General features: G+C 62.9%; 23 protein-coding genes. 15 read left to right on the forward strand and 8 right to left on the reverse strand.

What is annotated here, in order from left to right:
- Positions 1-223: 223 nt before the first annotated feature.
- From glcD to V6943_RS06145, 10 genes are all read left to right on the forward strand, one after another.
- Positions 224-1,723: a glycolate oxidase subunit GlcD gene (gene glcD / locus V6943_RS06100; RefSeq protein ID WP_340553041.1), complete on the forward strand. Its 1,500-nt coding sequence runs from the start codon at positions 224-226 to the stop codon at positions 1,721-1,723.
- The gene (gene glcE / locus V6943_RS06105) at positions 1,723-2,781 is read left to right on the forward strand and encodes a glycolate oxidase subunit GlcE (RefSeq protein ID WP_340552897.1); all 1,059 of its coding nucleotides are present in this window, start codon (positions 1,723-1,725) and stop codon (positions 2,779-2,781) included. Before glcD ends, glcE begins: the two co-directional genes overlap by 1 nt.
- Before the next feature lies 1 nt (position 2,782).
- Complete coding sequence (gene glcF, locus V6943_RS06110) at positions 2,783-4,000, forward strand: glycolate oxidase subunit GlcF (RefSeq protein ID WP_340552898.1); 1,218 nt, start codon at positions 2,783-2,785, stop codon at positions 3,998-4,000.
- Between the two features lie 75 nt (positions 4,001-4,075).
- Positions 4,076-4,480 carry a heme-binding protein gene (locus V6943_RS06115; protein WP_131651411.1) on the forward strand — a complete coding sequence of 135 codons (405 nt, stop codon included), beginning with the start codon at positions 4,076-4,078 and terminating at the stop codon, positions 4,478-4,480.
- Positions 4,481-4,503: 23 nt separating this feature from the next.
- The gene (locus V6943_RS06120; RefSeq protein ID WP_340552899.1) at positions 4,504-6,681 is read left to right on the forward strand and encodes a malate synthase G; all 2,178 of its coding nucleotides are present in this window, start codon (positions 4,504-4,506) and stop codon (positions 6,679-6,681) included.
- Positions 6,682-6,907: 226 nt separating this feature from the next.
- A complete protein-coding gene (locus tag V6943_RS06125) occupies positions 6,908-8,617 on the forward strand; it encodes an L-lactate permease (protein WP_131651413.1) in 1,710 nt (569 codons plus the stop codon).
- Between the two features lie 158 nt (positions 8,618-8,775).
- Positions 8,776-8,943: a rubredoxin gene (locus V6943_RS06130; RefSeq protein ID WP_131651414.1), complete on the forward strand. Its 168-nt coding sequence runs from the start codon at positions 8,776-8,778 to the stop codon at positions 8,941-8,943.
- A gap of 25 nt (positions 8,944-8,968) precedes the next feature.
- Complete coding sequence (locus tag V6943_RS06135; RefSeq protein ID WP_340553042.1) at positions 8,969-10,156, forward strand: NAD(P)/FAD-dependent oxidoreductase; 1,188 nt, start codon at positions 8,969-8,971, stop codon at positions 10,154-10,156.
- A gap of 145 nt (positions 10,157-10,301) precedes the next feature.
- Complete coding sequence (locus V6943_RS06140) at positions 10,302-10,574, forward strand: HU family DNA-binding protein (protein ID WP_131651415.1); 273 nt, start codon at positions 10,302-10,304, stop codon at positions 10,572-10,574.
- 136 nt (positions 10,575-10,710) lie between these two features.
- Positions 10,711-11,085 (forward strand): helicase, encoded by a 375-nt coding sequence (locus V6943_RS06145; RefSeq protein ID WP_340552900.1) that lies wholly within the window; start codon positions 10,711-10,713, stop codon positions 11,083-11,085.
- Between the two features lie 533 nt (positions 11,086-11,618).
- On the opposite strand, the gene V6943_RS06150 is transcribed toward V6943_RS06145, so the two are convergent.
- Positions 11,619-12,527, reverse strand: coding sequence for a LysR family transcriptional regulator (locus tag V6943_RS06150; protein ID WP_340552901.1), 909 nt, complete (start codon positions 12,525-12,527; stop codon positions 11,619-11,621).
- Between the two features lie 188 nt (positions 12,528-12,715).
- Between V6943_RS06150 and V6943_RS06155 the strand changes: the two genes are divergently transcribed.
- The 5 genes from V6943_RS06155 (at position 12,716) to V6943_RS06175 (ending at position 17,327) form a co-directional block, all read left to right on the forward strand.
- Positions 12,716-13,897 (forward strand): acyl-CoA dehydrogenase, encoded by a 1,182-nt coding sequence (locus V6943_RS06155; RefSeq protein ID WP_340552902.1) that lies wholly within the window; start codon positions 12,716-12,718, stop codon positions 13,895-13,897.
- 78 nt (positions 13,898-13,975) lie between these two features.
- The gene (locus tag V6943_RS06160; protein WP_340552903.1) at positions 13,976-15,199 is read left to right on the forward strand and encodes a CaiB/BaiF CoA transferase family protein; all 1,224 of its coding nucleotides are present in this window, start codon (positions 13,976-13,978) and stop codon (positions 15,197-15,199) included.
- A gap of 95 nt (positions 15,200-15,294) precedes the next feature.
- The gene (locus V6943_RS06165) at positions 15,295-15,903 is read left to right on the forward strand and encodes a LemA family protein (protein WP_131651420.1); all 609 of its coding nucleotides are present in this window, start codon (positions 15,295-15,297) and stop codon (positions 15,901-15,903) included.
- On the forward strand, positions 15,900-16,652 hold the full coding sequence (locus tag V6943_RS06170) for a TPM domain-containing protein (RefSeq protein WP_181104736.1): 753 nt from the start codon (positions 15,900-15,902) through the stop codon (positions 16,650-16,652). Before V6943_RS06165 ends, V6943_RS06170 begins: the two co-directional genes overlap by 4 nt.
- A 57-nt stretch (positions 16,653-16,709) precedes the next feature.
- Complete coding sequence (locus tag V6943_RS06175) at positions 16,710-17,327, forward strand: TPM domain-containing protein (RefSeq protein WP_131651422.1); 618 nt, start codon at positions 16,710-16,712, stop codon at positions 17,325-17,327.
- 106 nt (positions 17,328-17,433) lie between these two features.
- On the opposite strand, the gene V6943_RS06180 is transcribed toward V6943_RS06175, so the two are convergent.
- From V6943_RS06180 to fdxA, 7 genes are all read right to left on the reverse strand, one after another.
- Positions 17,434-19,401, reverse strand: a complete 1,968-nt coding sequence (locus V6943_RS06180) for an AAA family ATPase (RefSeq protein ID WP_340552904.1) — start codon at positions 19,399-19,401, stop codon at positions 17,434-17,436.
- A gap of 492 nt (positions 19,402-19,893) precedes the next feature.
- Positions 19,894-20,994, reverse strand: a complete 1,101-nt coding sequence (gene apbC, locus V6943_RS06185) for an iron-sulfur cluster carrier protein ApbC (RefSeq protein ID WP_340552905.1) — start codon at positions 20,992-20,994, stop codon at positions 19,894-19,896.
- A 97-nt stretch (positions 20,995-21,091) separates the two neighbouring features.
- Positions 21,092-21,868, reverse strand: a complete 777-nt coding sequence (locus V6943_RS06190; protein WP_131651425.1) for a ferredoxin--NADP reductase — start codon at positions 21,866-21,868, stop codon at positions 21,092-21,094.
- Between the two features lie 47 nt (positions 21,869-21,915).
- Complete coding sequence (locus tag V6943_RS06195) at positions 21,916-22,923, reverse strand: YeiH family protein (protein ID WP_340552906.1); 1,008 nt, start codon at positions 22,921-22,923, stop codon at positions 21,916-21,918.
- Positions 22,920-23,231, reverse strand: coding sequence for a gamma-butyrobetaine hydroxylase-like domain-containing protein (locus tag V6943_RS06200; protein ID WP_131651427.1), 312 nt, complete (start codon positions 23,229-23,231; stop codon positions 22,920-22,922). Before V6943_RS06200 ends, V6943_RS06195 begins: the two co-directional genes overlap by 4 nt.
- A 10-nt stretch (positions 23,232-23,241) precedes the next feature.
- A complete protein-coding gene (locus tag V6943_RS06205) occupies positions 23,242-23,421 on the reverse strand; it encodes a hypothetical protein (protein WP_219853168.1) in 180 nt (59 codons plus the stop codon).
- Between the two features lie 18 nt (positions 23,422-23,439).
- Positions 23,440-23,763, reverse strand: a complete 324-nt coding sequence (gene fdxA / locus V6943_RS06210; protein ID WP_131651429.1) for a ferredoxin FdxA — start codon at positions 23,761-23,763, stop codon at positions 23,440-23,442.
- Positions 23,764-23,967: the final 204 nt, after the last annotated feature.

Genomic DNA, 23,967 nt, shown 5'->3' on the forward strand with positions numbered 1-23,967 from the left:
TCATCTGGTAGGACCAGTTTGGCCAAAGTCTAACCCCGATCTCGGGAAAAAAGCGCAAGCCGCCGATATCCGGGTGTTTTGGCTAGAAAGATCGAGAGCCTATCGAAAGAAACTGGTAGGACCAGTGGTTTTGTCGATGGACGAAGGAGCGGGGCGGGCCGATGATGCGGCAAACCACCGCAGCTGGCCGTGCTGGCGGTGAACAATGAAGAGCACCGACTGCATGAATATTCTCTACGACGAACGCGTCGATGGTGAACTGCCCAAAGTCGACAAGGCGGCATTGCTCGCCGAGTTGCAGGCGCAGCTGCCCGACATGGACATTCTCCATCGCGGCGAAGACCTGAAGCCCTACGAGTGCGATGGCTTGTCCGCCTACCGCACGACGCCGATGCTGGTGGTGTTGCCCGAGCGCATCGAGCAGGTCGAGACATTACTGAAGATCGCCCACAAGCGAGGCGTACCGGTCGTCGCCCGCGGTGCCGGTACTGGTCTTTCCGGCGGCGCGCTGCCGTTGGAGCAGGGCATCCTGCTGGTGATGGCGCGTTTCAACAAGATTCTTGAAGTCGACCCGGCCGGTCGCTTCGCCCGCGTCCAGCCCGGCGTGCGCAATCTGGCCATTTCCCAGGCTGCGGCGCCCTTCGACCTTTATTACGCGCCCGATCCGTCCTCGCAGATCGCCTGCTCCATCGGCGGCAACGTTGCCGAGAACGCGGGTGGCGTGCACTGCCTGAAATACGGTTTGACCGTGCACAACCTGCTCAAGGTGGAAATTCTCACCGTCGAGGGCGAGCGCATGGTGCTCGGCTCCGATGCGCTGGATTCGCCCGGCTTCGACCTGCTGGCGCTGTTCACCGGCTCCGAGGGCATGCTCGGGATCGTTACCGAGGTGACCGTCAAGCTGCTGCCCAAGCCGCAAGTGGCCAAGGTCCTGCTGGCTGCGTTCGACTCGGTGGAGAAGGCCGGGCGTGCGGTAGGCGACATCATCGCTGCCGGCATCATCCCCGGCGGCTTGGAGATGATGGACAACCTCTCGATCCGCGCGGCCGAAGACTTCATCTGCGCTGGTTACCCGGTGGATGCCGAGGCGATCCTGCTCTGCGAACTGGACGGTGTAGAGGCTGACGTCGTTGACGACTGCGCGCGCGTCAGCGAAGTCCTCAAGCTGGCCGGCGCCACCGAAGTGCGGCTGGCCAAGGACGAAGCTGAGCGAGTCAAGTTCTGGGCCGGGCGCAAGAATGCCTTCCCGGCGGTCGGGCGTATCTCGCCGGACTATTACTGCATGGATGGCACCATTCCACGTCGCGAGCTGCCGGGCGTGCTTAAGGGTATTTCCGATCTGTCGGACGAATACGGTCTGCGCGTAGCCAACGTGTTTCACGCTGGTGACGGCAATATGCACCCGCTGATCCTCTTCGATGCCAATACAGAAGGCGAGGTGGAACGCGCCGAAGCATTGGGCGGCAAAATCCTTGAACTCTGCGTCAAGGTCGGCGGCTCGATCACCGGTGAGCACGGTGTCGGCCGCGAGAAGATCAATCAGATGTGCGCCCAGTTCAACGCCGACGAGCTGACCCTGTTCCACGCGGTAAAAGCTGCATTCGATCCCAGTGGCCTACTCAACCCCGGCAAGAACATTCCGACCCTGCACCGCTGCGCCGAATTCGGCGGCATGCATGTGCACGGCGGGCAGTTGCCCTTCCCCGAATTGGAGCGCTTCTGATGACCGTTTCCTTCGACGACAGCCAGCAGCTGCTCGATCAGGTCAACCAGGCGTTGGCCAGTAATACTCCGCTGCGTATTCAGGGTGGCGGTAGCAAAGCGTTTCTCGGTCGCCCCGTCGAGGGCGAGTTGCTTGATACCCGCACGCACCGCGGCATTGTCAGCTATGACCCGACCGAGCTGGTGATCACGGCTCGTGCCGGCACGCCGCTGGCGGAGCTGGAAGCGGCCCTGGACGAAGCTGGGCAGATGCTGCCTTGCGAGCCGCCGCATTTCACCGACGGCGCCACGGTCGGCGGCATGATCGCTGCCGGTCTGTCAGGTCCGCGTCGGCCCTGGTCCGGCTCGGTGCGCGATTTCGTGCTGGGTTCGCGGGTGATTACCGGCCACGGCAAGCATTTGCGCTTCGGTGGCGAGGTGATGAAAAACGTCGCCGGCTATGACCTGTCGCGCCTGATGGCCGGCAGCTTTGGCTGCCTTGGCGTGCTTACCGAGGTGTCGCTGAAAGTGCTGCCCAAGCCACGCCTGTGCCGCAACCTGCGGGTCGAGATGTCGGCCGACCACGCGCTCCTCAAGCTTGCCGAATGGGGCCAGCAACCGGTGCCCATTACCGCCGCGAGCTATGACGGCCAAGCGCTGCATCTACGCCTTGAAGGCGGTGAAGGATCGGTGAATGCCGCCTGCGATCGTATCGGTGGCGAGCCTCTGGACGCCAGCTACTGGAACGATCTGCGCGAACAACGGCTGAGCTTTTTCGCCGATGCGCGGTCGCTGTGGCGCCTGTCGCTGCCAACCAATACGCCTGTATTGGCGCTCCCTGGCGAGCAGCTGATCGACTGGGCGGGCGCTCAGCGTTGGCTGAAATCCGATGCCGATGCGCAGAGCATCCGCGCAATCGCAGGCGAAGTTGGCGGTCATGCCATCTGCTTCACTGCCGGCGCCGCCAGCAGTCCGTTCCAGCCGTTGGGTGAGCCGCTACTGCGTTACCACCGCCAGCTCAAGACGGCGCTTGACCCGCAGGGGATCTTCAACCCCGGCCGTATGTATTCCGAGGTCTGATATGCAAACCAATCTCAGCGAAGCCGCGAAGAAGCTGCCGCGTGCCGAGGAAGCCGAGAGCATTCTGCGTTCTTGCGTGCACTGTGGTTTCTGCAACGCCACTTGCCCAACCTACCAGCTGCTGGGTGATGAGCTCGATGGCCCGCGCGGGCGCATCTACCTGATGAAGCAGATGTTCGAAGGCGGCGAAGTCACCGAAAGCACCCAGACCCACCTGGACCGTTGCCTGACCTGCCGCAACTGCGAGACCACCTGCCCGTCCGGCGTGCAATACCACAACCTGCTGGATATCGGCCGTGACTTCATGGAGCAGCAGGTGCGGCGCTCAACGGGTGAACGCTTGCTACGCACCGGTCTGCGCAACGTGATACCGCGTCCGGGCCTGTTCAAGGCGCTGCTTGGCGCCGGCAATGCGCTGCGTCCGCTGATGCCAGCCACGCTGCGCTCGCACATGCCGCGCCAGGTCACTCCGGCCAAGCCGCGCCCGCAGGTCATGCATGCACGGCGCGTGCTGATGCTCGAAGGCTGCGTACAGCCGAGCCTGTCGCCGAACACCAATGCCGCTACCGCGCGGGTATTGGATCGTCTCGGTATCAGCGTCAGCACGGCACGCGAAGCCGGTTGCTGCGGCGCCGTTGACTATCACCTCAACGCCCAGGAAGCCGGCCTCGACCGTGCCCGCCGCAACATCGACGCCTGGTGGCCCGCCATCGAAGGCGGCGCCGAAGCCATCGTGCAGACGGCGAGTGGTTGCGGTGCCTTCATCAAGGATTACGGCCATCTGCTGCGGGATGACCCGGCTTACGCGGTCAAGGCTGCTCGAGTCAGTGCGTTGGCCAAGGACCTGGTGGAGGTCATGCGCAGCGCCGAACTCGAGCGGCTGAACGTCAAGGCCGACAAGCGCATGGCGTTCCATTGCCCCTGCACCTTGCAACATGCACAAAAGCTGAATGGCGCGGTCGAAGACGTGCTCACCCGGCTGGGCTTCCAGCTCACCGCGGTGCCAGATGCGCATCTGTGCTGCGGTTCGGCCGGCAGCTACTCGATCACCCAGCCTGAGCTATCCAAGCAGTTGCGCGACAACAAGCTGACCGCGTTGGAAAGTGGCAAACCGGAAGTGATCGTCACCGCCAATATCGGCTGTCAGACCCACCTCGACGGTGCCGGTCGCACACCGGTGCGGCACTGGATCGAGATCGTCGAAGAGGCGATGAGCTAAAGCAGGCCCACCCTACGCCGACCGGTTTCCGGATAGCGCAGTGAATAAACGAATTACGAAGACAGGAGAATCGAGATGAAAACCAAAGCCGTACTGACCCAGACCGAAGTCACCGCCATCCTCGCCGCCGCGCGTAGCGAAGCGCAGAACAATGGCTGGGCCGTGACCATTGTGGTTGCCGATGACGGCGGCCACCCGCTGGCCCTGGAGCGTCTCGATGGTTGTGCGCCGATCGCCGCCTACATCGCCACCGAGAAGGCGCGCAGCGCCGCCGTTGGCCGCCGCGAAACTAAGGGCTATGAGGACATGGTCAACGGCGGCCGCAACGCCTTCCTGTCCGCCCCGGTAGTTTGCTCGCTGGAAGGCGGCGTGCCGGTGATCGTCGATGGTCAGGTGATCGGTTCGGTCGGCGTCTCCGGCGTCACCGCCACGCAGGATGCGCAGGTCGCTAAAGCGGGCGTCGCCGCCGTCAACAACTGATTCAGGGAAAAGGAGAACATCTAATGACCGAGCGTGTAACCCTGGGCCGCCTGCAAGTTGCGGCCAACCTGCAGCGTTTCATCGAAGACGAAGTGCTGGCCGGCACTGGTGTAGAAGCCTCCGCCTTCTGGAGCGGCTTCGATCAGCTGGTCCACGACCTGGCACCGAAGAACCGCGCACTGCTGGCAGAGCGCGACCGCCTGCAGGTGGAGCTGGACAACTGGCACCGCAGCAACCCCGGCCCGATCAGCGACATGCCGGCTTACCGCGCCTTCCTCGAATCCATTGGCTACCTGCAGCCCGAGCCGGGCGAGGTGAAGATCAGCACCAGCAACGTCGACAGCGAGATCGCCACCCAGGCCGGCCCGCAGCTGGTGGTGCCCATCGGCAACGCCCGCTACGCGCTGAACGCCGCTAACGCCCGCTGGGGCTCGCTGTATGACGCGCTCTACGGCACCGACGCCATCAGCGAAGAGAACGGCGCGCAGAAAGGCCCGGGCTACAACGAAGTTCGCGGCGCCAAGGTCATCGCCTTCGCCCGCAACGTGCTCGACCAGGCCGCACCGCTGGCCGAAGGCAGCCACGCCGATGCGACCAACTACCGTGTGCAGGATGGCCAGCTCAAGGTCACCCTGGAAAACGGCAGCGTCACCGGCCTCGAGCAGCCGGAGAAGTTTCTCGGCTATCAGGGCGAGGCCGTCGAGCCCACCGCCGTGCTGCTGAAGAACAATGGCCTGCACATCGAGATCCAGATCGACCCGAACAGCCCCATCGGCCAGACCGATGCCGCCGGCGTCAAGGACCTGCTGATCGAAGCCGCCGTGACCACCATCATGGACTGCGAAGATTCCACCGCCGCCGTCGATGCCGACGACAAGGTGCTGGTCTACCGCAACTGGCTGGGCCTGATGAAGGGCGACCTGACCGACACCTTCCAGAAGGGCGGCCGGGCGATGACCCGCCAGCTCAATCCTGATCGCGAATACACCGCCGTCGATGGTTCCAGCCTGAAGCTGCACGGCCGTTCGCTGCTGTTCATCCGTAACGTCGGTCACCTGATGACCAACCCGGCGATCATCGACGGCGAAGGCCACGAGATCCCGGAAGGCATCCTCGACGGCGTGGTCACCAGTCTGATCGCCAAGCATGACCTGCAACGTAAAGGTAACTCGCGCACCGGTAGCGTCTACATCGTCAAACCGAAAATGCACGGCCCGTCCGAAGTGGCCTTCGCCGACGAGCTCTTCGGTCGTGTCGAAGACCTGATCGGCCTGCCGCGCCATGCGCTCAAGGTCGGCATCATGGACGAGGAGCGCCGCACCAGCGTCAACCTCAAGGCCTGCATCGGCGCTGCGCAGAACCGCGTGGCGTTCATCAACACGGGCTTTCTCGACCGCACCGGCGACGAGATGCACAGCATCATGGAAGCCGGCGCCGTGCTGCGCAAAGGCGACATGAAGGGCACCGCCTGGATCCAGGCCTACGAGCGCAACAACGTGCTGGTCGGCCTGAACTGCGGCCTGCGTGGCAAGGCGCAGATCGGCAAGGGCATGTGGGCCATGCCGGACCTGATGGCCGCCATGCTGGAGCAGAAGATCGCTCACCCGAAAGCCGGCGCTAACACCGCCTGGGTTCCGTCGCCGACCGGCGCCACCCTGCACGCACTGCACTACCACCAAGTAGACGTGCAGGCGGTACAGGCCGAGCTGGAGAAGATCGACTTGGCCAGCGAGCGCGAGCAGCTGACCAATGATCTGCTGACCATTCCGGTGGCAACGGACCGTAACTGGAGCACTGAGGCGATCCAGCAGGAACTGGACAATAACTGCCAGGGCATCCTCGGCTACGTGGTGCGCTGGGTCGAGCAGGGCGTCGGTTGCTCCAAGGTGCCCGACATCCACGATGTCGGCCTGATGGAAGACCGCGCCACCCTGCGCATCTCTAGCCAGCACCTGGCCAACTGGCTGCACCACGGAGTGGTCGGCGAGGCCCAGGTTCGCGAAACCCTGGAGCGCATGGCCAAGGTGGTCGATCAGCAGAACGCAGGCGATCCGCTCTACCGTCCGATGGCTGCCGACTATGCACAATCCGCTGCATTCCAGGCGGCCTGTGACCTAGTCTTCAAGGGTCGCGAGCAGCCCAGCGGCTATACCGAACCGCTGTTGCATGCCTGGCGCCAGCGCTTCAAGCAGCAGAGCTGAGTTTGAGGATATTCAGGAGATTGCTGATGGCTGGCTTAAGCCGGCCATTGGCGTAATTTGTAAGCCCCGGACGCTGAAAGGCATCCGGGGCTTTCGAGCATGGGGGGCGGGTCGACTTACCGGTCGGCCAGCACCTTTGGATGACATGAGGCTATGACATCCATGCGGGGCGCCGGGGTTTCCCGGAGAAAGAAGTGGTTCACAACAAAAAACAAGGAACCCAACAATGAGTCAGACACTGCTGTCCATACTGGCCTTCGTGCCATTGGTGTTGGCGGGCGTACTGTTGATCGGCTTTCGCTGGCCGGCCAAGTACGCGATGCCGCTGGTATTCGTGCTTACCGCGCTGATCGGCCTGCTGGCCTGGGACATGACCTTCAACCGGGTCTTGGCTTCCACGCTGCAAGGCCTGATTCTCACTGCCGCGATCCTCTGGATCATCTTCGGCGCCATCCTTCTCCTCAACACCCTCAAGCATTCCGGTGGTATCGCCGCGATTCGCCGGGGCTTTTCCAACATCAGCCCTGACCGGCGCGTACAGGCGCTGATCGTGGCCTGGCTGTTCGGTTGCTTCATCGAGGGCGCCTCGGGCTTCGGTACGCCAGCTGCGGTGGCTGCGCCGCTGATGGTTGCGCTGGGCTTCCCGGCACTGGCCGCGGTGGTGATGGGCATGATGGTGCAGTCCACGCCGGTTTCCTTCGGTGCTGTCGGTACACCGATCATTGTCGGGGTCGGTGGCGGCCTCGATCAGACTGGTATCGGCGCGCAGCTGGCGGCGGTGGGCAGTAACTGGGAGGTCTTCTTCCACCTGATATTCTCGCGCGTCGCGATCATCCACGCGCTGTGCGGCATCCTCATGCCGCTGATCATGCTGTGCATCCTGACCCGCTATTTCGGGCGCAAAAAATCCTGGTCCGAAGGGCTGGCGATGGCGCCGTTCGCGATCTTCACTGGCTTGGCGTTCGTCATTCCCTACGCTGCCGCCGGCGTCTTCCTCGGCCCGGAATTCCCCTCGATGATCGGCGCCCTGGTGGGGCTGGCCATCGTTGTGCCGGCTGCCAAGGCTGGCTTCCTGCTGCCGAAGGAAACCTGGGACTTCGCCCCGGCCAGCGAGTGGCCTGCCGACTGGATGGGCAAGATCGAGATGAAGATCGAGGATGTGGCTGGCAAGACGCCCATCTCCGTGCCTATGGCCTGGGCCCCGTACCTGCTGCTCGCCGCCTTCCTGGTGATCTCGCGAGTCTTCCCAGACGTCAAGGCGGCGCTGATGTCGGTCAGCTTCGGCTGGCGGGACATCCTCGGTGAAACCGGCGTGTCCGGCACCTTGGAGCCGCTGTTCCTGCCGGGCGGTATTCTCTGCATGGTGGTGCTGGTCACCTTCTTCCTGCACCGGATGAAGGCCGGCGAACTAGGCGCGGCGATTTCCGAATCGAGCAAGACGCTGCTCGGTGCCGGTTTCGTGCTGATCTTCACCATTCCCATGGTGCGGATCCTGATCAACTCCGGCGTCAACGGCTCGGACCTGGTTTCCATGCCAGTGGCCATGGCGCAGCTGGTGGCCAGCAGTGTGGGCGATGTGTATCCGTTCTTCGCCCCAGCGGTTGGCGCCCTGGGCGCCTTCATCGCCGGCTCCAATACCGTGTCCAACCTGATGCTGTCGCAGTTCCAGTTCAACACCGCGGGCCTGTTGGGCCTCTCCGGTGCGCTGATGGTGGCACTGCAGTCGGTCGGTGCGGCGGCGGGCAACATGATCGCCATCCACAACGTGGTAGCGGCTTCGGCAACCGTGGGCCTGCTGGGGCGCGAAGGCGTGACCCTGCGCAAGACCATGCTGCCGACCCTGTATTACCTCATCCTGGCCGGCACCATCGGTCTCATTGGCTTCTATGTGATGGGTATCACTGATCCGCTGTCGGGAATCGCTAGCGCCAGTTAAAGGCGTACAGGGACCCGAACGGGCGGCTTAGGCCGCCCGTTTTGTTTCGTGCTGAGATCCTTAGCCGGCCGATGGTCTATCGACGGGACTCCAGGGTTTGGTGGATCGCAGCGTTCTGGTATAGCGTGCAGCGCAAACGAAAATGATCGAGGTGAACGATGAGAAAGTGGCAATGCGTGGTATGCGGATTCATCTATGACGAAGCCGAAGGCTGGCCGGACGAAGGCATCGCACCCGGGACCGCCTGGGAAGATGTGCCTGAAGACTGGCTGTGCCCCGATTGCGGCGTGGGCAAGATGGATTTCGAAATGATCGCGATTGGCTGATATGAACGAATCGAACACTAAAGGCATGCCGGACGCGCCGCTGGTCATCATCGGCACCGGCCTGGCGGGCTACAACCTGGCGCGGGAGTTCCGCAAGCACGACAGCGAGACGCCGCTGCTGCTGATCACCGCCGATGACGGTCGGTCCTATTCCAAGCCAATGCTGTCCACCGGTTTCGCCATGAACAAGGACGCCGATGCCCTCGGCATGTTGAGCGCCGGGCAGATGGCCATCCAGCTCAACGCCGAGATCCGCACCCATACGCGGGTAACACGCCTCGACCCCGACAATCGCCGCGTGTGGATTGGCAACGAGCCGGTGCCCTATCGCGATTTGGTACTCGCCTGGGGCGCGCAGACGATTCAGGTGCCGATCGCAGGCGATGCACAGGACGCCATCTTCCCGATCAACGATCTGCTCGACTACGGCCGCTTCCGTGAGGCTGCCAGAGGCAAGCAACGTGTACTGATCGTCGGCGCCGGGCTGATCGGCTGTGAATTTGCCAATGACCTGCTGCACGGTGGGTACGAGGTGGAATTGGTCGCACCCTGCGAACAGATCATGCCGTCGTTGCTTCCGGTGGACGTTGCGGCGGCCGTGCAGCGAGGGCTGGAGTCGCTGGGCGCGCGCTTTCACCTTGGCCCGGTGCTGGAACGTCTGGACCGGAGCGGCGATGCCCTCGAAGCGCAGCTGTCGGACGGCCAGCGGTTGAGCTGCGATCTGGTGGTGAGCGCCGTTGGCCTGCGCCCACGCACCGAACTCGCGGCTGCTGCAGGGCTCGAGGTCAATCGCGGTATTACCGTTGACCGGATGCTGCAGACCTCTACCAACCACGTCTACGCGCTGGGGGATTGCGCTGAGGTCGGTGGGCTCAATCTGCTGTACGTGATGCCCTTGATGAGCGGCGTGCGCGCGCTTGCACAAACGCTTTCCGGCAAGCCGACCTCGGTGGCTTACGGACCGATGCCGATTACGGTGAAAACTCCGGTTTGTCCTCTGGTGGTATCACCGCCGGCGGCTGGCAGCGACGGGCATTGGAGTGTGGAAGGCGAGGGCAGCGACCTCAAGGCTCTATTCCGCGGCATCGATGGCAATCTGTTGGGTTACGCGCTGACCGGGGCGGCCGTGCGGGAGCGTCTGGACTTGAATAAGCAGCTGCCGCCGGTCTTGGCGGAAGTGCCTCAGCTTCTGTCGTTAAAGTCTTCTGAATGACTCGGTAAAGCGCTGGCGGGGGCTGGCGCGAGTGCTAGCAGCGTGCCATGCTCCCAGTGGCACTGCCGCAGCGTAGAGCTGTTGCAGTGCTCGGAACGCTGTTTGGAAACAGCGAATACAAAAACAAAAAAGTCAGAGGCTACCCATGCGTAAACCGGAACTCGCTGCCGCTATCGCAGATAAAGCCGATCTCACCAAGGATCAGGCCAATCGTGTACTCAACGCCGTACTTGATGAAATCACCAACGCGCTCAACCGCAAGGACAGCGTGACCTTGGTTGGTTTCGGTACTTTTGTGCAACGCCACCGAGGCGCCCGCACGGGCAAGAACCCGCAAACGGGCGAGCCCGTCACCATCAGGGCCAGCAATACCGTGGCGTTCAAGCCGGGAAAGATGCTGAAAGACGCGATCAACTGATACGCGCTGCCCGGGGCCCGAGCGGCTCCGGGTCAGCCTGACCCGCCGGTCCGCTCCGGACCCAGCTGTTCCCGCACTTCCGCTGCTCCGATCAGTCGCTACAATGCGACACCTTTCGCTAACGCTCGGCAAATTCATGAAATTTCGTTTTCTTCTCTGGATGCTGGGCCGCCTGATGGTCAAGGCCAGCCGTACCAATCCCGATTTCCAGCAGCAGCTGGGCGACAAGGACCTGACCTTCCAATTGCATACTCTGGACGGCAAGGTAGCGCGGCGTTACGTTGTCAAGAATCAGCGCATCACCAGCAAGGGCGGTCCCGCCGCGGAGCCGGCTTTTGCCATCGGCTTCAAGGACAGTGCCTATGGCTTCGCCACCATGAATGCCAAGAACAAGCAGCTGGCCTTCATGCAGGGCATCCAGAACAAAGACATCCAGATCCAAGGCAACCCAGCGTTGGTGATGTGGTTTCAGGGGCTGACCAAGTATTTGAAACCCCGCAAGAAGAAGTAGTCATAGGGACGGCGTTGCCGCGACTGAACTAGGCATTTGGTTGCCTGCATACACGTCGCGCTTTCTTCGGTGCGGACTACAGATTGCGCCTCGCACGGCGTCTTACTTTTCTTTGTTTGCGGATCGCCGCCCGGCGCAAAGAAAAGTAAGCAAAAGAAATCGCCCCCCTACATCCGGGTTTTGCTTCGCAAAAGTCCCATGCTGGCGTCGCTCCGGAGGTCGAGCTAGGCGCCCCTCGCGAAGGGCATCCATCACTCCTCGCTCGGCGTCTTGCCTCGCAACCCCCTGCGCAACGCCTGCGATCGGCCTCCTGAAGGGGAAGGGAGTCCGAGTCGTGTGAAAGGCCATATTTGCTCTTTTGCTCTTTTGCTCTTTTGCTCTTTTGCTCTTTCTTTGCACGAACTAACAGGCGACACCAAACGCCCCTTTCAGGAGGCCGTATGCAGGGGCAAGCGTTTTTGGTTACTTTTTCCGCGTTTGGAAAAAGTGACTCGCCCAGCGGGGCGAAACCCAATTCCCAGCTAGCTCCGAAATCAGCCCCTTGCGCCGCCGGCCCAAACCCGTGCCTCACCCACTAACCAATCCCGAAACGCCACCAACCCCGCCGCCTCCACCTTCCGCTCCGGAATCATCAGGTAATACCCCTGCATCCCACTGCGATACGCATGCGGGTGCGCCATCACCAACCGCCCTTCAGCCAACTCCCGCTGGATCAGAAACGGCGGAATCAGCGCCACTCCCATCCCATGCTCCGCCGCCTGGGCCAGCATCGAGAACAACTCCAATCGCGGCCCGGTCATGTCGCGGGCGACTTTCATCCCCAGCGAATCGAACCACTGCCGCCAGGCATAGGGCCGGGTGCTCTGCTGCAGCAGTGGCATCCTGGCCAGGGCTTCGGCGTCAAGCGGCTCACCGCCGTGAAGCAGCGCAGGGCTGCAGACCGGCTGTAAATCCTCAGGCATGAGGAAGTGTGCCTCGGTGCCGGACCAATCGGCATCGCCGAAATAGATGGCGGCGTCGAAATCGGTATCGGCGAAAAGGAACGGCCGGGTGCGGTTGGTCAGGTTGAGGCTGATCTGCGGATGCCGCGCCTGGAAATCTTTCAATCGGGGCACCAGCCACTGAGTGCCGAAGGTGGGCACCACGGCGAGTTCGAGGCTCATCGCGCCCTGCTGACCCATCACCGAGAGAGTGTCGCGTTCCACCGCATCCAGTTGCGCCGCGATGCGCCGCGCATAGGACTGCCCTGCCTCGGTCAGTTGCACGCCGCGCCGCGAGCGGCGAAACAGCGCCAGCCCGAGAAATTCCTCCAGTCCACCGATCTGGCGGCAGATGGCGCTCTGGGTCAAGGCCAGCTCTTCGGCGGCACGGGTGAAGCTTTGATGACGCGCGGCCGCTTCGAAAGCGACCAGGGCTGCGGTACTAGGAATCTTGCGACGCATGCGGAAATATCATGTATTCGTGCATCTGAGGGCAAGAATAATACTCTGAAGTGAGTAACACGCACAGGTCGGTGCGAAATCGTCGGTTGCCCGACGGCGACTACCGGCCTAGCCTCTCTGACATTCGTTCCCCGTAGGAGCACAGCAGCTTCTACCGGAACACAATAAAAACGTCCGAGGATTCGCTCATGACCGCCAAGGCAACCTTCAACTGGATCGACCCGCTATTGCTCGACCAGCAATTGACGGAAGAGGAGCGCATGGTGCGTGACAGCGCCCAGCAGTTCGCGGCAGACAAGCTGGCGCCGCGGGTGTTGGAGGCCTTCCGCCACGAGCGGACCGACGCGGCGATCTTCCGCGAGATGGGCGAAACTGGTTTGCTCGGCGCGACTATTCCCGAAGCCTACGGCGGCAGCGGCCTGAACTACGTCTGCTACGGCCTGATCGCCCGCGAGGTGGAACGCATCGATTCGGGCTACCGCTCGATGATGAGCGTGCAGTCTTCGCTGGTGATGGTGCCGATCAACGAGTTCGGCAACGAGGAAACCAAGCAGAAGTACTTGCCCAAGCTGGCAAGCGGCGAATACATCGGCTGCTTCGGCCTGACCGAGCCGAACCACGGCTCCGATCCGGGTTCGATGGTGACCCGGGCGAAGAAGGTCGAGGGCGGTTATCGCCTGTCCGGGGCCAAGATGTGGATCACCAACAGCCCGATCGCCGACGTCTTCGTGGTCTGGGCTAAAGACGACGAGAGCGCTATTCGCGGCTTCGTGCTGGAGAAGGGCTGGGAAGGCCTGAGCGCCCCGGCGATTCATGGCAAGGTTGGTCTGCGCGCGTCGATCACCGGCGAGATCGTAATGGACAACGTGTTTTGCCCGGAAGAGAACGCCTTCCCCGACGTGCGCGGCCTGCGTGGTCCCTTCACCTGCCTGGATTCAGCCCGTTACGGCATCAGCTGGGGCGCGTTAGGCGCTGCCGAGTTTTGCTGGCACACCGCTCGCCAATACACGTTGGACCGCCAGCAGTTCGGCCGTCCATTGGCCGCCAATCAGCTGATCCAGAAGAAGCTCGCCGACATGCAGACCGAGATCACCTTGGCCTTGCAAGGCTGCCTGCGCCTCGGCCGGATGAAGGACGAGGGCACTGCTGCCGTGGAAATCACCTCGATCATGAAGCGCAACAGCTGTGGCAAGGCGTTGGACGTGGCGCGCCTGGCCCGCGACATGCTCGGCGGTAACGGCATCAGCGACGAGTTCGGCGTGGCCCGGCATCTGGTCAACCTGGAAGTGGTCAATACCTACGAAGGCACCCATGACGTGCACGCGCTGATTCTCGGGCGGGCGCAAACGGGGATTCAGGCGTTCTTTTAAGCAGCGAGAAGCTTGGGCCGGAAGCTGAAAGTAAAAGTCTGCACCGCTTCTAGCTCCAGCTTTCGAAGAGGTTTTTCCATGACCGGCGCATTAGCCAACCTCCGCGTTCTGGACTTGTCCCGCGTGCTTGCTGGCCCCTGGTGCGGGCAGATTCTCGGCGATCTCGGCGCTGAGGTGATCAAGGTCGAGCGGCCTGGTACGGGCGACGATACCCGTCACTGGGGGCCTCCGTATCTGAGAGACCAACAGGGCGAGAACACCTCGGAGGCTGCATATTACCTGTCGGCCAACCGCAACAAGGAGTCGCTGACCCTGGATTTCACCCAGCCAGAAGGCCAGCGGATCATTCGTGAGCTGGTGGTTGGGTGCGATGTGTTGCTGGAGAACTTCAAGGTCGGCGGGCTGGCTGCTTACGGGCTGGACTATGAAAGCCTCAAGGCGATCAATCCGCGACTGATTTACTGCTCGATTACCGGCTTTGGCAGCGACGGTCCTTATGCCCAGCGCGCGGGCTATGACTTCATGATCCAGGGCCTCGGCGGACTGATGAGCCTGACCGGCCGCAGCGATGCCGAGGAGGGCGCCGGGCCGGTCAAGGTCGGCGTGGCGCTGACAGATATCCTCACCGGCCTCTATGCCACCGTCGGGGTGCTGGCCGCGCTCAACCGTCGCGAGCAGAGCGGCGTCGGTCAGCATGTCGAGTTGGCGCTGCTGGACGTGCAGGTCGCCTGCCTGGCCAATCAGGCGATGAACTACCTGACTACCGGCGTCGCGCCCAAGCGCATGGGCAATGCGCATCCGAACATCGTGCCGTATCAGGATTTTCCCACCGCCGATGGCGACATCATTCTCACCATCGGCAACGACGGGCAGTTCCGCAAGTTCGCAGACGTGGCCGGGTGTCCCGAGTGGGCCGATGACCCGCGTTTCGCCAGCAACAAGGCGCGGGTTGCGAACCGTGCCGAGCTGATTCCAATGATTCGCCAGGTCACGGTGTTCCGCACCACTGCCGAGTGGGTGGCGGAGCTGGAGCGCGCTGGCGTGCCCTGTGGGCCGATCAACGACGTCGCTCAGGTGTTCGCCGACCCGCATGTTCAGGCGCGCGGTTTGCGCGTGGAGATACCGCATCCGCTGGCGGGCAGCGTGCCCCAGGTGGCGAGCCCGATCCGCCTGTCCGAGTCGCCTGTGGACTATCGAAAGGCACCGCCATTGTTGGGTGAACACAGCGAGGCGCTGCTGCAACGGCTGCTGGGTCTGGCTCCGGAGCAGGTTGCATCTCTGCGGCGGGACGGAGTGATCTAAGCCCATCTAACAAGCCGAACCTCACGCTCGCTGAACTCTCCCGCCGTCTGACTATCCCTATTTAGGTACTCAAATCTTGAGCGGACGAGCGAATCATGCAGATGCAGCGCTATCGAATCACCGGGCAACTGTTGGTTGTCCTGTTCATGTCCTGGCTGCTGGCCGGCTGCGGCATCAACAATATTCCCCAGTATGACGAGCAGGTGAAATCGGCTTGGGCCCAGGTGGAAAACCAGTACCAACGCCGTGCCGACCTGATCCCGAACCTGGTCGAGACGGTGAAGGGCTTCGCCCGTCAGGAGCAGGAAACCCTGACCGCTGTGGTCGAGGCGCGGGCCAAGGCGACGTCGATACAGGTGGACGCCAACACGCTGAACAATCCCGAACAGCTGCAGCAGTTCCAGCAGGCGCAGAACCAGCTGACCGGCGCCCTGAGCCGGCTGATGATGGTGTCCGAGCGCTACCCGGAACTGAAGTCGAACCAGAACTTCCTTGCCTTACAGTCGCAGCTCGAAGGTACGGAAAACCGCATCGCCGTGGCGAGGCGCGACTTCATCGCGGCGGTCGAACGCTACAACACCGAGATTCGTACCTTCCCCGGTCGTATCTGGCACACCCTGATGTACAGCGACATGCCGATTCGCGAGAACTTCGAGGCCACCGCCGAGAACGCCGATCAGGCGCCGCAAGTGCAGTTTGAATGAGCATCAGGCTGCTGCTATTCCCGCTGCTGCTGATCTGCGGCAGTGTCTTTGCGCAGGACGCGGAGCTGCCGACGCTGACCGGCAGGGTAGTGGACCAGGCCGAGCTGCTCGACCCCCAGACCGAAGCTAGCCTGACCAGCATGCTTGCCGCCCATGAACAGGCCACCAGCGAGCAGGTGGTGGTGGTCACGGTGCCGGACCTGCAAGGGCGCAGCATCGAGGATTTCGGCGTGCAGCTCGGCCGTGCGTGGGGCATCGGCCAGCAGGGCGAGGACAACGGTGCGCTGCTGATCGTCGCGCGTGATGACCGCCGGATCCGCATCGAAGTTGGCTACGGCCTCGAAGGCAGGCTGACCGACGCGCAATCCTCGATGATCATCAACGGCATCATCGCACCGGCCTTCCAGCAGGGCGATTTCGCCCGCGGCATCAGCGAAGGCGCCGCCGCGATGGTGCAGGTGCTCGGTGGCGACCCGCTGCAGAGTGCGGCCATGCGCCCAGCGATGCCCATGGGCGCGCAAGAACCCGGCGGGCTCGGCATCCTCGGCTTCTTCCTGATGCTGGTGGCCATCTTCGTCATCGGCGGCGGCCGGGGCGGTCGTGGCGGTGGTCGCAAGGCTTTGCTGCTCGGCGCCTTGCTAGGCGGTATGGGGCGCGGCGGTGGCTTCGGCGGTGGCGGTTTTGGTGGAGGTGGTTTTGGCGGCGGAGGTGGCGGCTTCGGTGGCGGCGGCGCCTCGGGTGGCTGGTGACTGAAAATCTGGCCCTAGATCAACACAACGAGAACCTACCTCGACGATGAACGAGCAATGACCCTACTGACCGAAAGCGAGCTGCAACAAGTAACCGAGGCGATCGAGCGCGTGGAGCGTGGCACCGACGCCGAGCTGGTGACGGTGCTGGCGGCGCAGGCTGATGACTATCGCTACATCCCGCTGTTGTGGGCCAGCCTGATCGCGTTGCTGTTGCCCGGCGCGTTGCTGTTCTTCACTGGCTGGTTGTCAGCCTGGCAGCTACTGCTGGTGCAGTGGCTGACGTTCATCGTGCTGGCGGTGATCTTTCGGATTCCCAGCCTAACCACACGGCTGATTCCACGCTCGGTTCGCCATTGGCGGGCCTGCAACCTGGCGCGTCGGCAATTCATAGAGCTGAATCTGCACCACACCGAGGGCGGCACCGGCATGCTGATCTTTGTCTGCGAAGCCGAGCGTTATGTCGAGATTCTTGTGGATCGTGGAATTTCCAGCCGAATCGACAACAGCGCCTGGCAATCGATCGTCGAGAATTTTACTGACGATGTGCGCAATGGGCAGGTGCTTCAGGGGTTTCTGAACTGTATCGAGGCGTGCGGCTCGTTGCTCGAACAGCACGTGCCGGCCACTCATGAGCGCAACGAGTTGCCGAACCGTCTGGTGGTTATCGATTGAAAAGCGATGACAGCTGAACGCGAAGCGGGGCAGACGTAACCCGCGTTTTTTCGGAGACGAAAAAGCTGGGCAGTTTTCACAGTGCGTGAACCCTGCCCAGCCTTCTTCAGACCATTCCCGGACCGTCGTCCTCGGGCTGTTCCACCGGCGCCAATTCGAGGAATTGGGCGTCCGCCATTGCACTGGCCGCGACGCGGTCGATGCTGCTCATGGCGTGGCCGATGATAGAACTGACGCTGGCCTCGTGGTGATGCTCGGGCAGGCGCTCGATGGCCGCCAGCACCTCTTCACCGGGCACCGTTTCCTCGGCCAGCAGGCGTTCGGCGACCTCGTCCAGCGCCGGCTTGAGCCGCTGCAAAAGCGCCATGCAGTCGCGGTCCAGCTGCTTGAGCAGGTTGTCCGCGGCGCGAATGGACTCGCCGGAATCGAATTCGATATGCGCGTCGCGCACCGCCTGCAGGCTTAGCAGCGAACCGTTCGGACCCATACCCAACGCACCGACCATGGACAGGGCGATCTTCGAGGCTTCCTGTAGATCCTGGCCGGCGCCCGATGACACCTCATGGAAATACAGCTGCTCGGCGCCACGGCCGGCCAGCAGCATCTGAATGCGGTTGCGTAGTTCGGATTCCATGTGCAGGCGCTTGTCTTCCACTGGCGTCACCAGCGTCACGCCCAGCGCCTGGCCGCGCGGCAGAATGGTGACCTTCTCCACCCGACCCACTTTCAACGCCGCGGCGACCAATGCGTGACCGGCTTCATGCACGGCGATGCGCTTGCGGTCGTTCGGCGACATGGGCGTGACGCCCGATGGCTGTTCGCCGATGCGGCAGGTTTCCACGGCGTCGACGAAGTGCTCCATGGTTACTGTCTTCGCTGCGCCACGCGCGGCTAGCAGGGCGGCATGGTTGGCGATATAGGCGATGGCGGCGGGCGTCAGGCCGACGGTGTTGCGCGCCAGTTGAGCGAAATCCAGATCCTGCGCAGCCCGGATCTTGCCGGCGTACAGGCGGAACAGCGCTTCCCGATCGGCGAGTCCCGGCAGGCCAACGGCAATCGAGCGGTCGAAGCGGCCTTCGCGCACCAGCGCCGGATCAAGCGAGTTGGGAAAGTTGGTCGCGCCCAGCACCAGCACGCCACTGGCGCCGTCGAAGCCGTCCATCTCGGCGAGGAACTGGTTAATGATGCGGTTGCTCTCGGCGTCGCTGGAACGCTGTTGTTCGGCGCGCTTGCCGATGCCGTCGATCTCATCGATGAAGATGATGCAGGGCGCCTGCTTGCGCGCGGTGCGGAACAGCGCCTTGACCTTCTGGATGCCGACCCCGAAGTACATCGAGGAAAAATCGCTGCCGGTGACCTGAATGAAGCTGGCGTTAGACTCGGTCGCCAGCGCCTTGGCCAGCTGAGTCTTGCCGGTGCCGGGTTCGCCGGTCAGTAGCACGCCCTTGGGCGGACGGGCGCCCAGCGCGGCATAGGCGGCAGGGTCGCGGAGGTAAGCGGTGACGTCGGAGAGTGCCTGCTTGGCTTCACTGGCGCCGATCACGTCGGCAAAGCCGATGCCGCTGCCCTTGCGCTGCACGCGGAAGCCTTGGCTCTTGATCGCCAGATAAGCGAGCGCACCGACCAACAGAAGTATGAAGGGTGCGTAGGGCACCAGCGCCTTGTACCAGGGCGCTTCACCGTCCGTTTCGAACAGCGTCAGCGGGAACAGCTGGCCTTCGCTACTGGCGTAGTGATCGAGCAGCAATTGGGCCACGCGGCCGGATTGATCCGGTATCCAGTAGCGCAGCCCGTCGTTCAGGCTGATATAGACCGCATCCTGGCCAAGTGCCGCGCTGGCGATGGTGGCACCACGCAGGTCATTCATCAGTACCGAAAGATCCTGGCGGTTGGCTTCCCAGGGCTTGGTGGATTCCTGCAGGGCTTCGAGCATGCTGGCTGCGGCGCCGGTGGATGGCGTGGCCGGAACGCTGGGCTTGAATTGCCAGTAGGCCAGGCCGGCAACGAGCGCCAGCATTAGCAGAATGGAGAGCACAGGGCCGCGGCGGCCTTGTAGCAGACGTGGTGTTTTCATTTCACATCCAATCGGGAAGCCCGACGTTTGACAAACAACCGCCATCGAGGCGGACCACAGTTGTACGCGGGGAAAGCCCCCGCAAGCGCCAATTAGGTGGCGCTGAGCAGTACGGGCTCGTTGGATGCGATTTATATGCCGAACTGCGGGTCGGGCTCTTCGGCTCCGATAGCCGGCGAGGATACGTCAAGTGCCATCATGCGCGAGGCAACACGACGAATGGCGCCTGGGTTTGCGACGAATGACCGTTAGGTCGCGGAACAATAGCCGTAGGTAAAGTACGCGTACCGTTTGCTTCAATGCTGCCCCTGACGTTCGGCGAGGGGCCCCTGGCGCTCAGCGCTTCGGTCGGCGCCGAAATGGCCGAGCATGAAGCTGTCCGAGACCGAGACTTCGGGGCGCCTGAAGCGGCTCAGATGATGGCGTGGGGCCGGTGCCGCGCATCAGTTCCCACCCAAACGCAACCAGATTTACGGAAGGAGAAAGGCTGGATCAGGCCTCGACCACCTGCAGCAGCTCAGCTGCAGTCTGGTGCGAGCGTAGCGACAGCCGTGCCGTGGCCCGGCGGGCAATGTTCCGGTAGCTCTGTGCCAGCGCACCTTGCGGCTCGGCAGTGACGATCGGCAACCCATCGTCTGCGCCAATGCGGATACGCATGTCCAGCGGCAATTCGCCAAGCAGCTCGCTGCCGTACTGCTCAGCCATGCGCTGTGCGCCGCCGCTGCCGAAGATGTGCTCTTCATGCCCGCACTGGCTGCAGACATGCAGGCTCATATTCTCGATGATGCCCAACACCGGCACGTTGACCTTCTCGAACATGCGTAATCCCTTGCGGGCATCTAGCAGGGCGAGGTCCTGCGGCGTGGTGACGATCAGCGCAGCCGATACGGGCATCTTTTGCGCCAGGGTCAGGTGGATGTCGCCCGTGCCAGGCGGCAGATCGACGATCAGGTAGTCGAGCTCCTGCCAGTGGGTTTCTTGCAGCAGCCGGGTCAGCGCCTGGGTGATCATCGGGCCGCGCCAGATTACCGGGGCTTCTTCATCCACGAGAAAGCCGATGGACATACATTGCAGTCCGTGGCCGAGCATCGGTTCCAGCTTGCCGTCGCGGCTTTCCGGGATGCCGGAAAGCCCCAGCAAGCGTGGCTGGCTGGGACCATAGAGATCGGCATCGAGCATGCCGACCCGCGCGCCATCGGCGGCCAGGGCCAGTGCCAGATTCGTCGCGGTGGTGGATTTTCCCACTCCGCCTTTGCCCGAAGCGACCGCGATTAGATGCTTCACGCCAGGCACTGCCTGAGCCGTTGCCGGCGCTGCGGTAATGGTCCAGTTGATCTCCACCTCCACTGTGGTGGCCTGGGTGTGGGCCAACAGCAATGCTTTCAGAGCCCGGCTCAGGTCATGCCGATATCCATCGGCGGGAAAGCCCAGTGCGAGGCTAAGGTGCAGCCGCGAGCCGTCGACGCGCAGCTCGCGCACCGCACCGGCGGTGAATAAGTCGCAGCCGAGACAAGGCTCGATCCACTGGGACAGGGATTGCTCAGCCTGCTGACGCAGCCCGACGACAGGTGTCGCGAAACGGTGAAGGTTCATGGCGTGCTCCAAGGCTAGATCCACATGGCTTCATAGGAGCGCGCGTGTTCGCGATGGGACTTGCAACCTCGCGAGCATGCGCGCTGTCACGGCTCGGCTATTTCTCGACGAAGGCGCGTTCGATCACGTAGTCGCCGGGCTCACCCTGCTGCGCCGAGGCTTCGAAACCCATTTCGTCGAGCATTCCGGTCAGCTCGTCGAGCATCGCGGGGCTGCCGCAGAGCATCACGCGGTCATCGTCCTTGTTCAGTTGCGGCAGGCCAATGTCGGCGGCGAGCTTGCCGGTTTCCACCAAGGTGGTGATGCGGCCCTGGTTGCGGAATGGCTCACGGGTGACGGTGGGGTAGTAGATGAGCTTCTCGCGAACCTCTTCACCGAGAAACTCGTGCTCCGGCAGTTCATGCGTCAAGTAGTCGTGGTAGGCCAGCTCACTGACCTGACGCACGCAATGCACCAGCACGATTTTGTCGAAGCGCTCATAGGCCTCCGGGTCGCGGACGATGCTCATGAAGGGCGCAAGACCGGTGCCGGTGCCAAACAGGTAGAGATACTTGCCGGGCCGTAGATCGTGCATCACCAGCGTACCCACAGGTTTACGGCTGATCAGGATCGGGTCGCCCTCTTTGAGATGCTGTAGGCGCGAGGTGAGCGGGCCGTCCGGCACCTTGATGCTGAGAAACTCAAGATGCTCATCGTGATTCGCGCTGACGATGCTGTAGGCGCGCATCAGCGGCTTGCCCTCGACGCCAAGGCCGATCATCACGAAGTGACCGTTCTCGAAGCGCAGGCCCGGATCGCGGGTAGTGGTGAAGCTGAACAGGGTGTCGTTCCAGTGACGGACGCTGAGAACGCTTTCGGTACCGATTGCAGCCATGGACAAATCCTCCAACAGTGGATACAGAAACGAGGCAGTAGAAATCGTTAGGGCGAGCCCATCGCCAGCATCGTCATCGCACTCAGCAGCAGGCCGACGCTGAGCACTACGAGCAGCAGCATCGGTCGCCAGCCTTGGGCAAAAAGCTCGCTCAAAGTGGTGCGCATGCCGAGCGCCGCCATGGTTACCAGCAGGCACGCATTGGATGCAGCGACGAGCCCTTCGCGCAAACCGGTCGGCAGCCAGCCGAGGCTGTTAAGTCCGAACAGGGCGAGAAAACCGAGCAGAAACAGAGGGAATTCGGCGCGGCCGGAATCGCCGCGGCGTAGTAGCCAGCCAAGCAGCAGCACCAGCGGTGCCAGCAGGGCGACGCGCAACAGCTTGGTCAGGGTGGCGACATCGCCTGCTGTCTCCGACACCAGGTAGCCAGCGCCGGCCGCTTGGGCCACGTCGTGGATGCTGGCGCCGAGCAGCAGCCCGCTTTCGACATCGTCATAGCCCAGGGTGGCGAGCAAAGGCGGGTAGACGAGCATCGACAGGGTGCCCAGCGCGGTGACGCCAACCACCACACCGAGCAGCCGTCGATCCTCCAGCCGGCCAGCGGGAATCACCGCCGCCACGGCGATCGCTGCCGATACACCGCAGATCGCCACCGCCGTGCCGGCAACCAGGCTGTGCAGGGTCGGCAGGCCCAGCCAGCGGCCAAGCAGTAACGCGGCGCCGATGGTCAGCGGCACGCTGGTCGCCACCATCAGCAGCGGAAGACTGCCAACGGTCAGCAGTTGCTCGACTCCGATCCGCGCGCCGAGCAAGGCCACGCCGATGCGCAGGATCTGTCGGCTGCAGAAGGTCACGCCGGGCTGCATGCGTACATCGGCGGCCTGGCTGGCGAAACCGAACCCCAGCAGCAGGACCAGCATGAGGGCGGGCGCGGCGTAGTGTTCGGCCAGAAAACTGCCGGCCAGGGCCAGCACCATGCATAGTGCCGCGCCGGGATACAGCCGACAGACGACAGCGAAGGGCGGCGCGAGCAGTTGCTGGGCGCGTGTATTCATTGCAGGCGCTCGCCCAGTTCGCGCAGGTAGGCCCAGGGATACAGGCCGCGGTAGTGGCCATCGCTGAAATGGAATTGCACGCCGCTGACACCGGACACCTCCAGCCGATCGACGCCGACGTCGGCATCGATCAGTGTCAGCGTGCCGCGTTGCTGTGCCTGGGCGCACATCGAGCAGGCGCAGGACTTGCGCAGCGCCAGGCAGCTGAGCTGGCTGCGCACGCCGTCGGACCAGAGCACTTCGAGCATCTTTTGCGCCTTGCGTAGGCGGATTTCCTGGGGAGGGGCAATCAGGGTCTGGGTGGTCATGGGCAATTCCTCAAGCGATCTTGGAAAAAGTGCGTAACAGGCGCGGCGGATACCCGTCCGGCATCATCAGGGCAGGGGTTTCGGGGGCCCTGACGGAGCGGCTCTGGTCTTCGACTGGCCGTGCACTACCGGTCAGGGCCGCGCTGCCGATTACCAGCGTCAGCAGCACACAGCGAAACCAACTCGTCATGACAAGTTCGGGCACAGCTCAGCGCTCCAGGAACTGCAGCTTGTCGCCCTGATCGACCCAGGTATCGGCCTCGGCCAGCGGACTGTTGGTCTGGGTGATCACGGGCCAGACTTCGGCAAGCTCGGCGTTGAGTTCGATGAAGTGGCTCTGGTCGGCCGGCAGCGCGTTGTCGGCAAAGATCGCGTCGGCCGGGCATTCCGGCGCGCAGAGGCTGCAGTCGATGCAGGTCTCGGGGTTGATCACAAGGAAGTTCGGCCCCTCGTGAAAGCAGTCTGCGGGGCAGACCTCGACGCAGTCGGTGTATTTGCAGCGAATGCAGTTTTCGGTAACGACATAAGTCATCTCATAGGCTCCTCTGGTGCGCCCAGCCCCTCACCCCAGCCCTCTCCCCAAAGGGAGAGGGGGCAAGAGCGGCGTGGATCTCAGCGGCGGTGCAGGGCGGCCCTTTGATAAGCCCTGCATCGACGCGTCAAATATGTAAATCGCTCAACACGCCAAACTTGTAGGGCGGGTTTCAATCCGCCGAACGTGCTTGGTGACAACATC

Source organism: Pseudomonas sp. CBC3 (assembly GCF_037967085.1).
GTDB lineage: Bacteria > Pseudomonadota > Gammaproteobacteria > Pseudomonadales > Pseudomonadaceae > Stutzerimonas.

Coding starts and splice junctions, on each gene's coding strand:
- V6943_RS06170 (WP_181104736.1), top strand. CDS start 15,900: ATGAGCATCAGGCTGCTGCTATTCCCGCTGCTGCTGATCTGCGGCAGT.
- V6943_RS06175 (WP_131651422.1), top strand. CDS start 16,710: ATGACCCTACTGACCGAAAGCGAGCTGCAACAAGTAACCGAGGCGATC.
- V6943_RS06165 (WP_131651420.1), top strand. CDS start 15,295: ATGCAGATGCAGCGCTATCGAATCACCGGGCAACTGTTGGTTGTCCTG.
- V6943_RS06200 (WP_131651427.1), bottom strand. CDS start 23,231: ATGACCACCCAGACCCTGATTGCCCCTCCCCAGGAAATCCGCCTACGC.
- V6943_RS06155 (WP_340552902.1), top strand. CDS start 12,716: ATGACCGCCAAGGCAACCTTCAACTGGATCGACCCGCTATTGCTCGAC.
- fdxA (WP_131651429.1), bottom strand. CDS start 23,763: ATGACTTATGTCGTTACCGAAAACTGCATTCGCTGCAAATACACCGAC.
- V6943_RS06145 (WP_340552900.1), top strand. CDS start 10,711: ATGAAATTTCGTTTTCTTCTCTGGATGCTGGGCCGCCTGATGGTCAAG.
- V6943_RS06140 (WP_131651415.1), top strand. CDS start 10,302: ATGCGTAAACCGGAACTCGCTGCCGCTATCGCAGATAAAGCCGATCTC.
- glcE (WP_340552897.1), top strand. CDS start 1,723: ATGACCGTTTCCTTCGACGACAGCCAGCAGCTGCTCGATCAGGTCAAC.
- V6943_RS06135 (WP_340553042.1), top strand. CDS start 8,969: ATGCCGGACGCGCCGCTGGTCATCATCGGCACCGGCCTGGCGGGCTAC.
- glcD (WP_340553041.1), top strand. CDS start 224: ATGAATATTCTCTACGACGAACGCGTCGATGGTGAACTGCCCAAAGTC.
- V6943_RS06125 (WP_131651413.1), top strand. CDS start 6,908: ATGAGTCAGACACTGCTGTCCATACTGGCCTTCGTGCCATTGGTGTTG.
- glcF (WP_340552898.1), top strand. CDS start 2,783: ATGCAAACCAATCTCAGCGAAGCCGCGAAGAAGCTGCCGCGTGCCGAG.
- V6943_RS06120 (WP_340552899.1), top strand. CDS start 4,504: ATGACCGAGCGTGTAACCCTGGGCCGCCTGCAAGTTGCGGCCAACCTG.
- V6943_RS06180 (WP_340552904.1), bottom strand. CDS start 19,401: ATGAAAACACCACGTCTGCTACAAGGCCGCCGCGGCCCTGTGCTCTCC.
- V6943_RS06115 (WP_131651411.1), top strand. CDS start 4,076: ATGAAAACCAAAGCCGTACTGACCCAGACCGAAGTCACCGCCATCCTC.
- V6943_RS06190 (WP_131651425.1), bottom strand. CDS start 21,868: ATGGCTGCAATCGGTACCGAAAGCGTTCTCAGCGTCCGTCACTGGAAC.
- V6943_RS06130 (WP_131651414.1), top strand. CDS start 8,776: ATGAGAAAGTGGCAATGCGTGGTATGCGGATTCATCTATGACGAAGCC.
- V6943_RS06195 (WP_340552906.1), bottom strand. CDS start 22,923: ATGAATACACGCGCCCAGCAACTGCTCGCGCCGCCCTTCGCTGTCGTC.
- apbC (WP_340552905.1), bottom strand. CDS start 20,994: ATGAACCTTCACCGTTTCGCGACACCTGTCGTCGGGCTGCGTCAGCAG.
- V6943_RS06150 (WP_340552901.1), bottom strand. CDS start 12,527: ATGCGTCGCAAGATTCCTAGTACCGCAGCCCTGGTCGCTTTCGAAGCG.
- V6943_RS06160 (WP_340552903.1), top strand. CDS start 13,976: ATGACCGGCGCATTAGCCAACCTCCGCGTTCTGGACTTGTCCCGCGTG.
- V6943_RS06205 (WP_219853168.1), bottom strand. CDS start 23,421: ATGACGAGTTGGTTTCGCTGTGTGCTGCTGACGCTGGTAATCGGCAGC.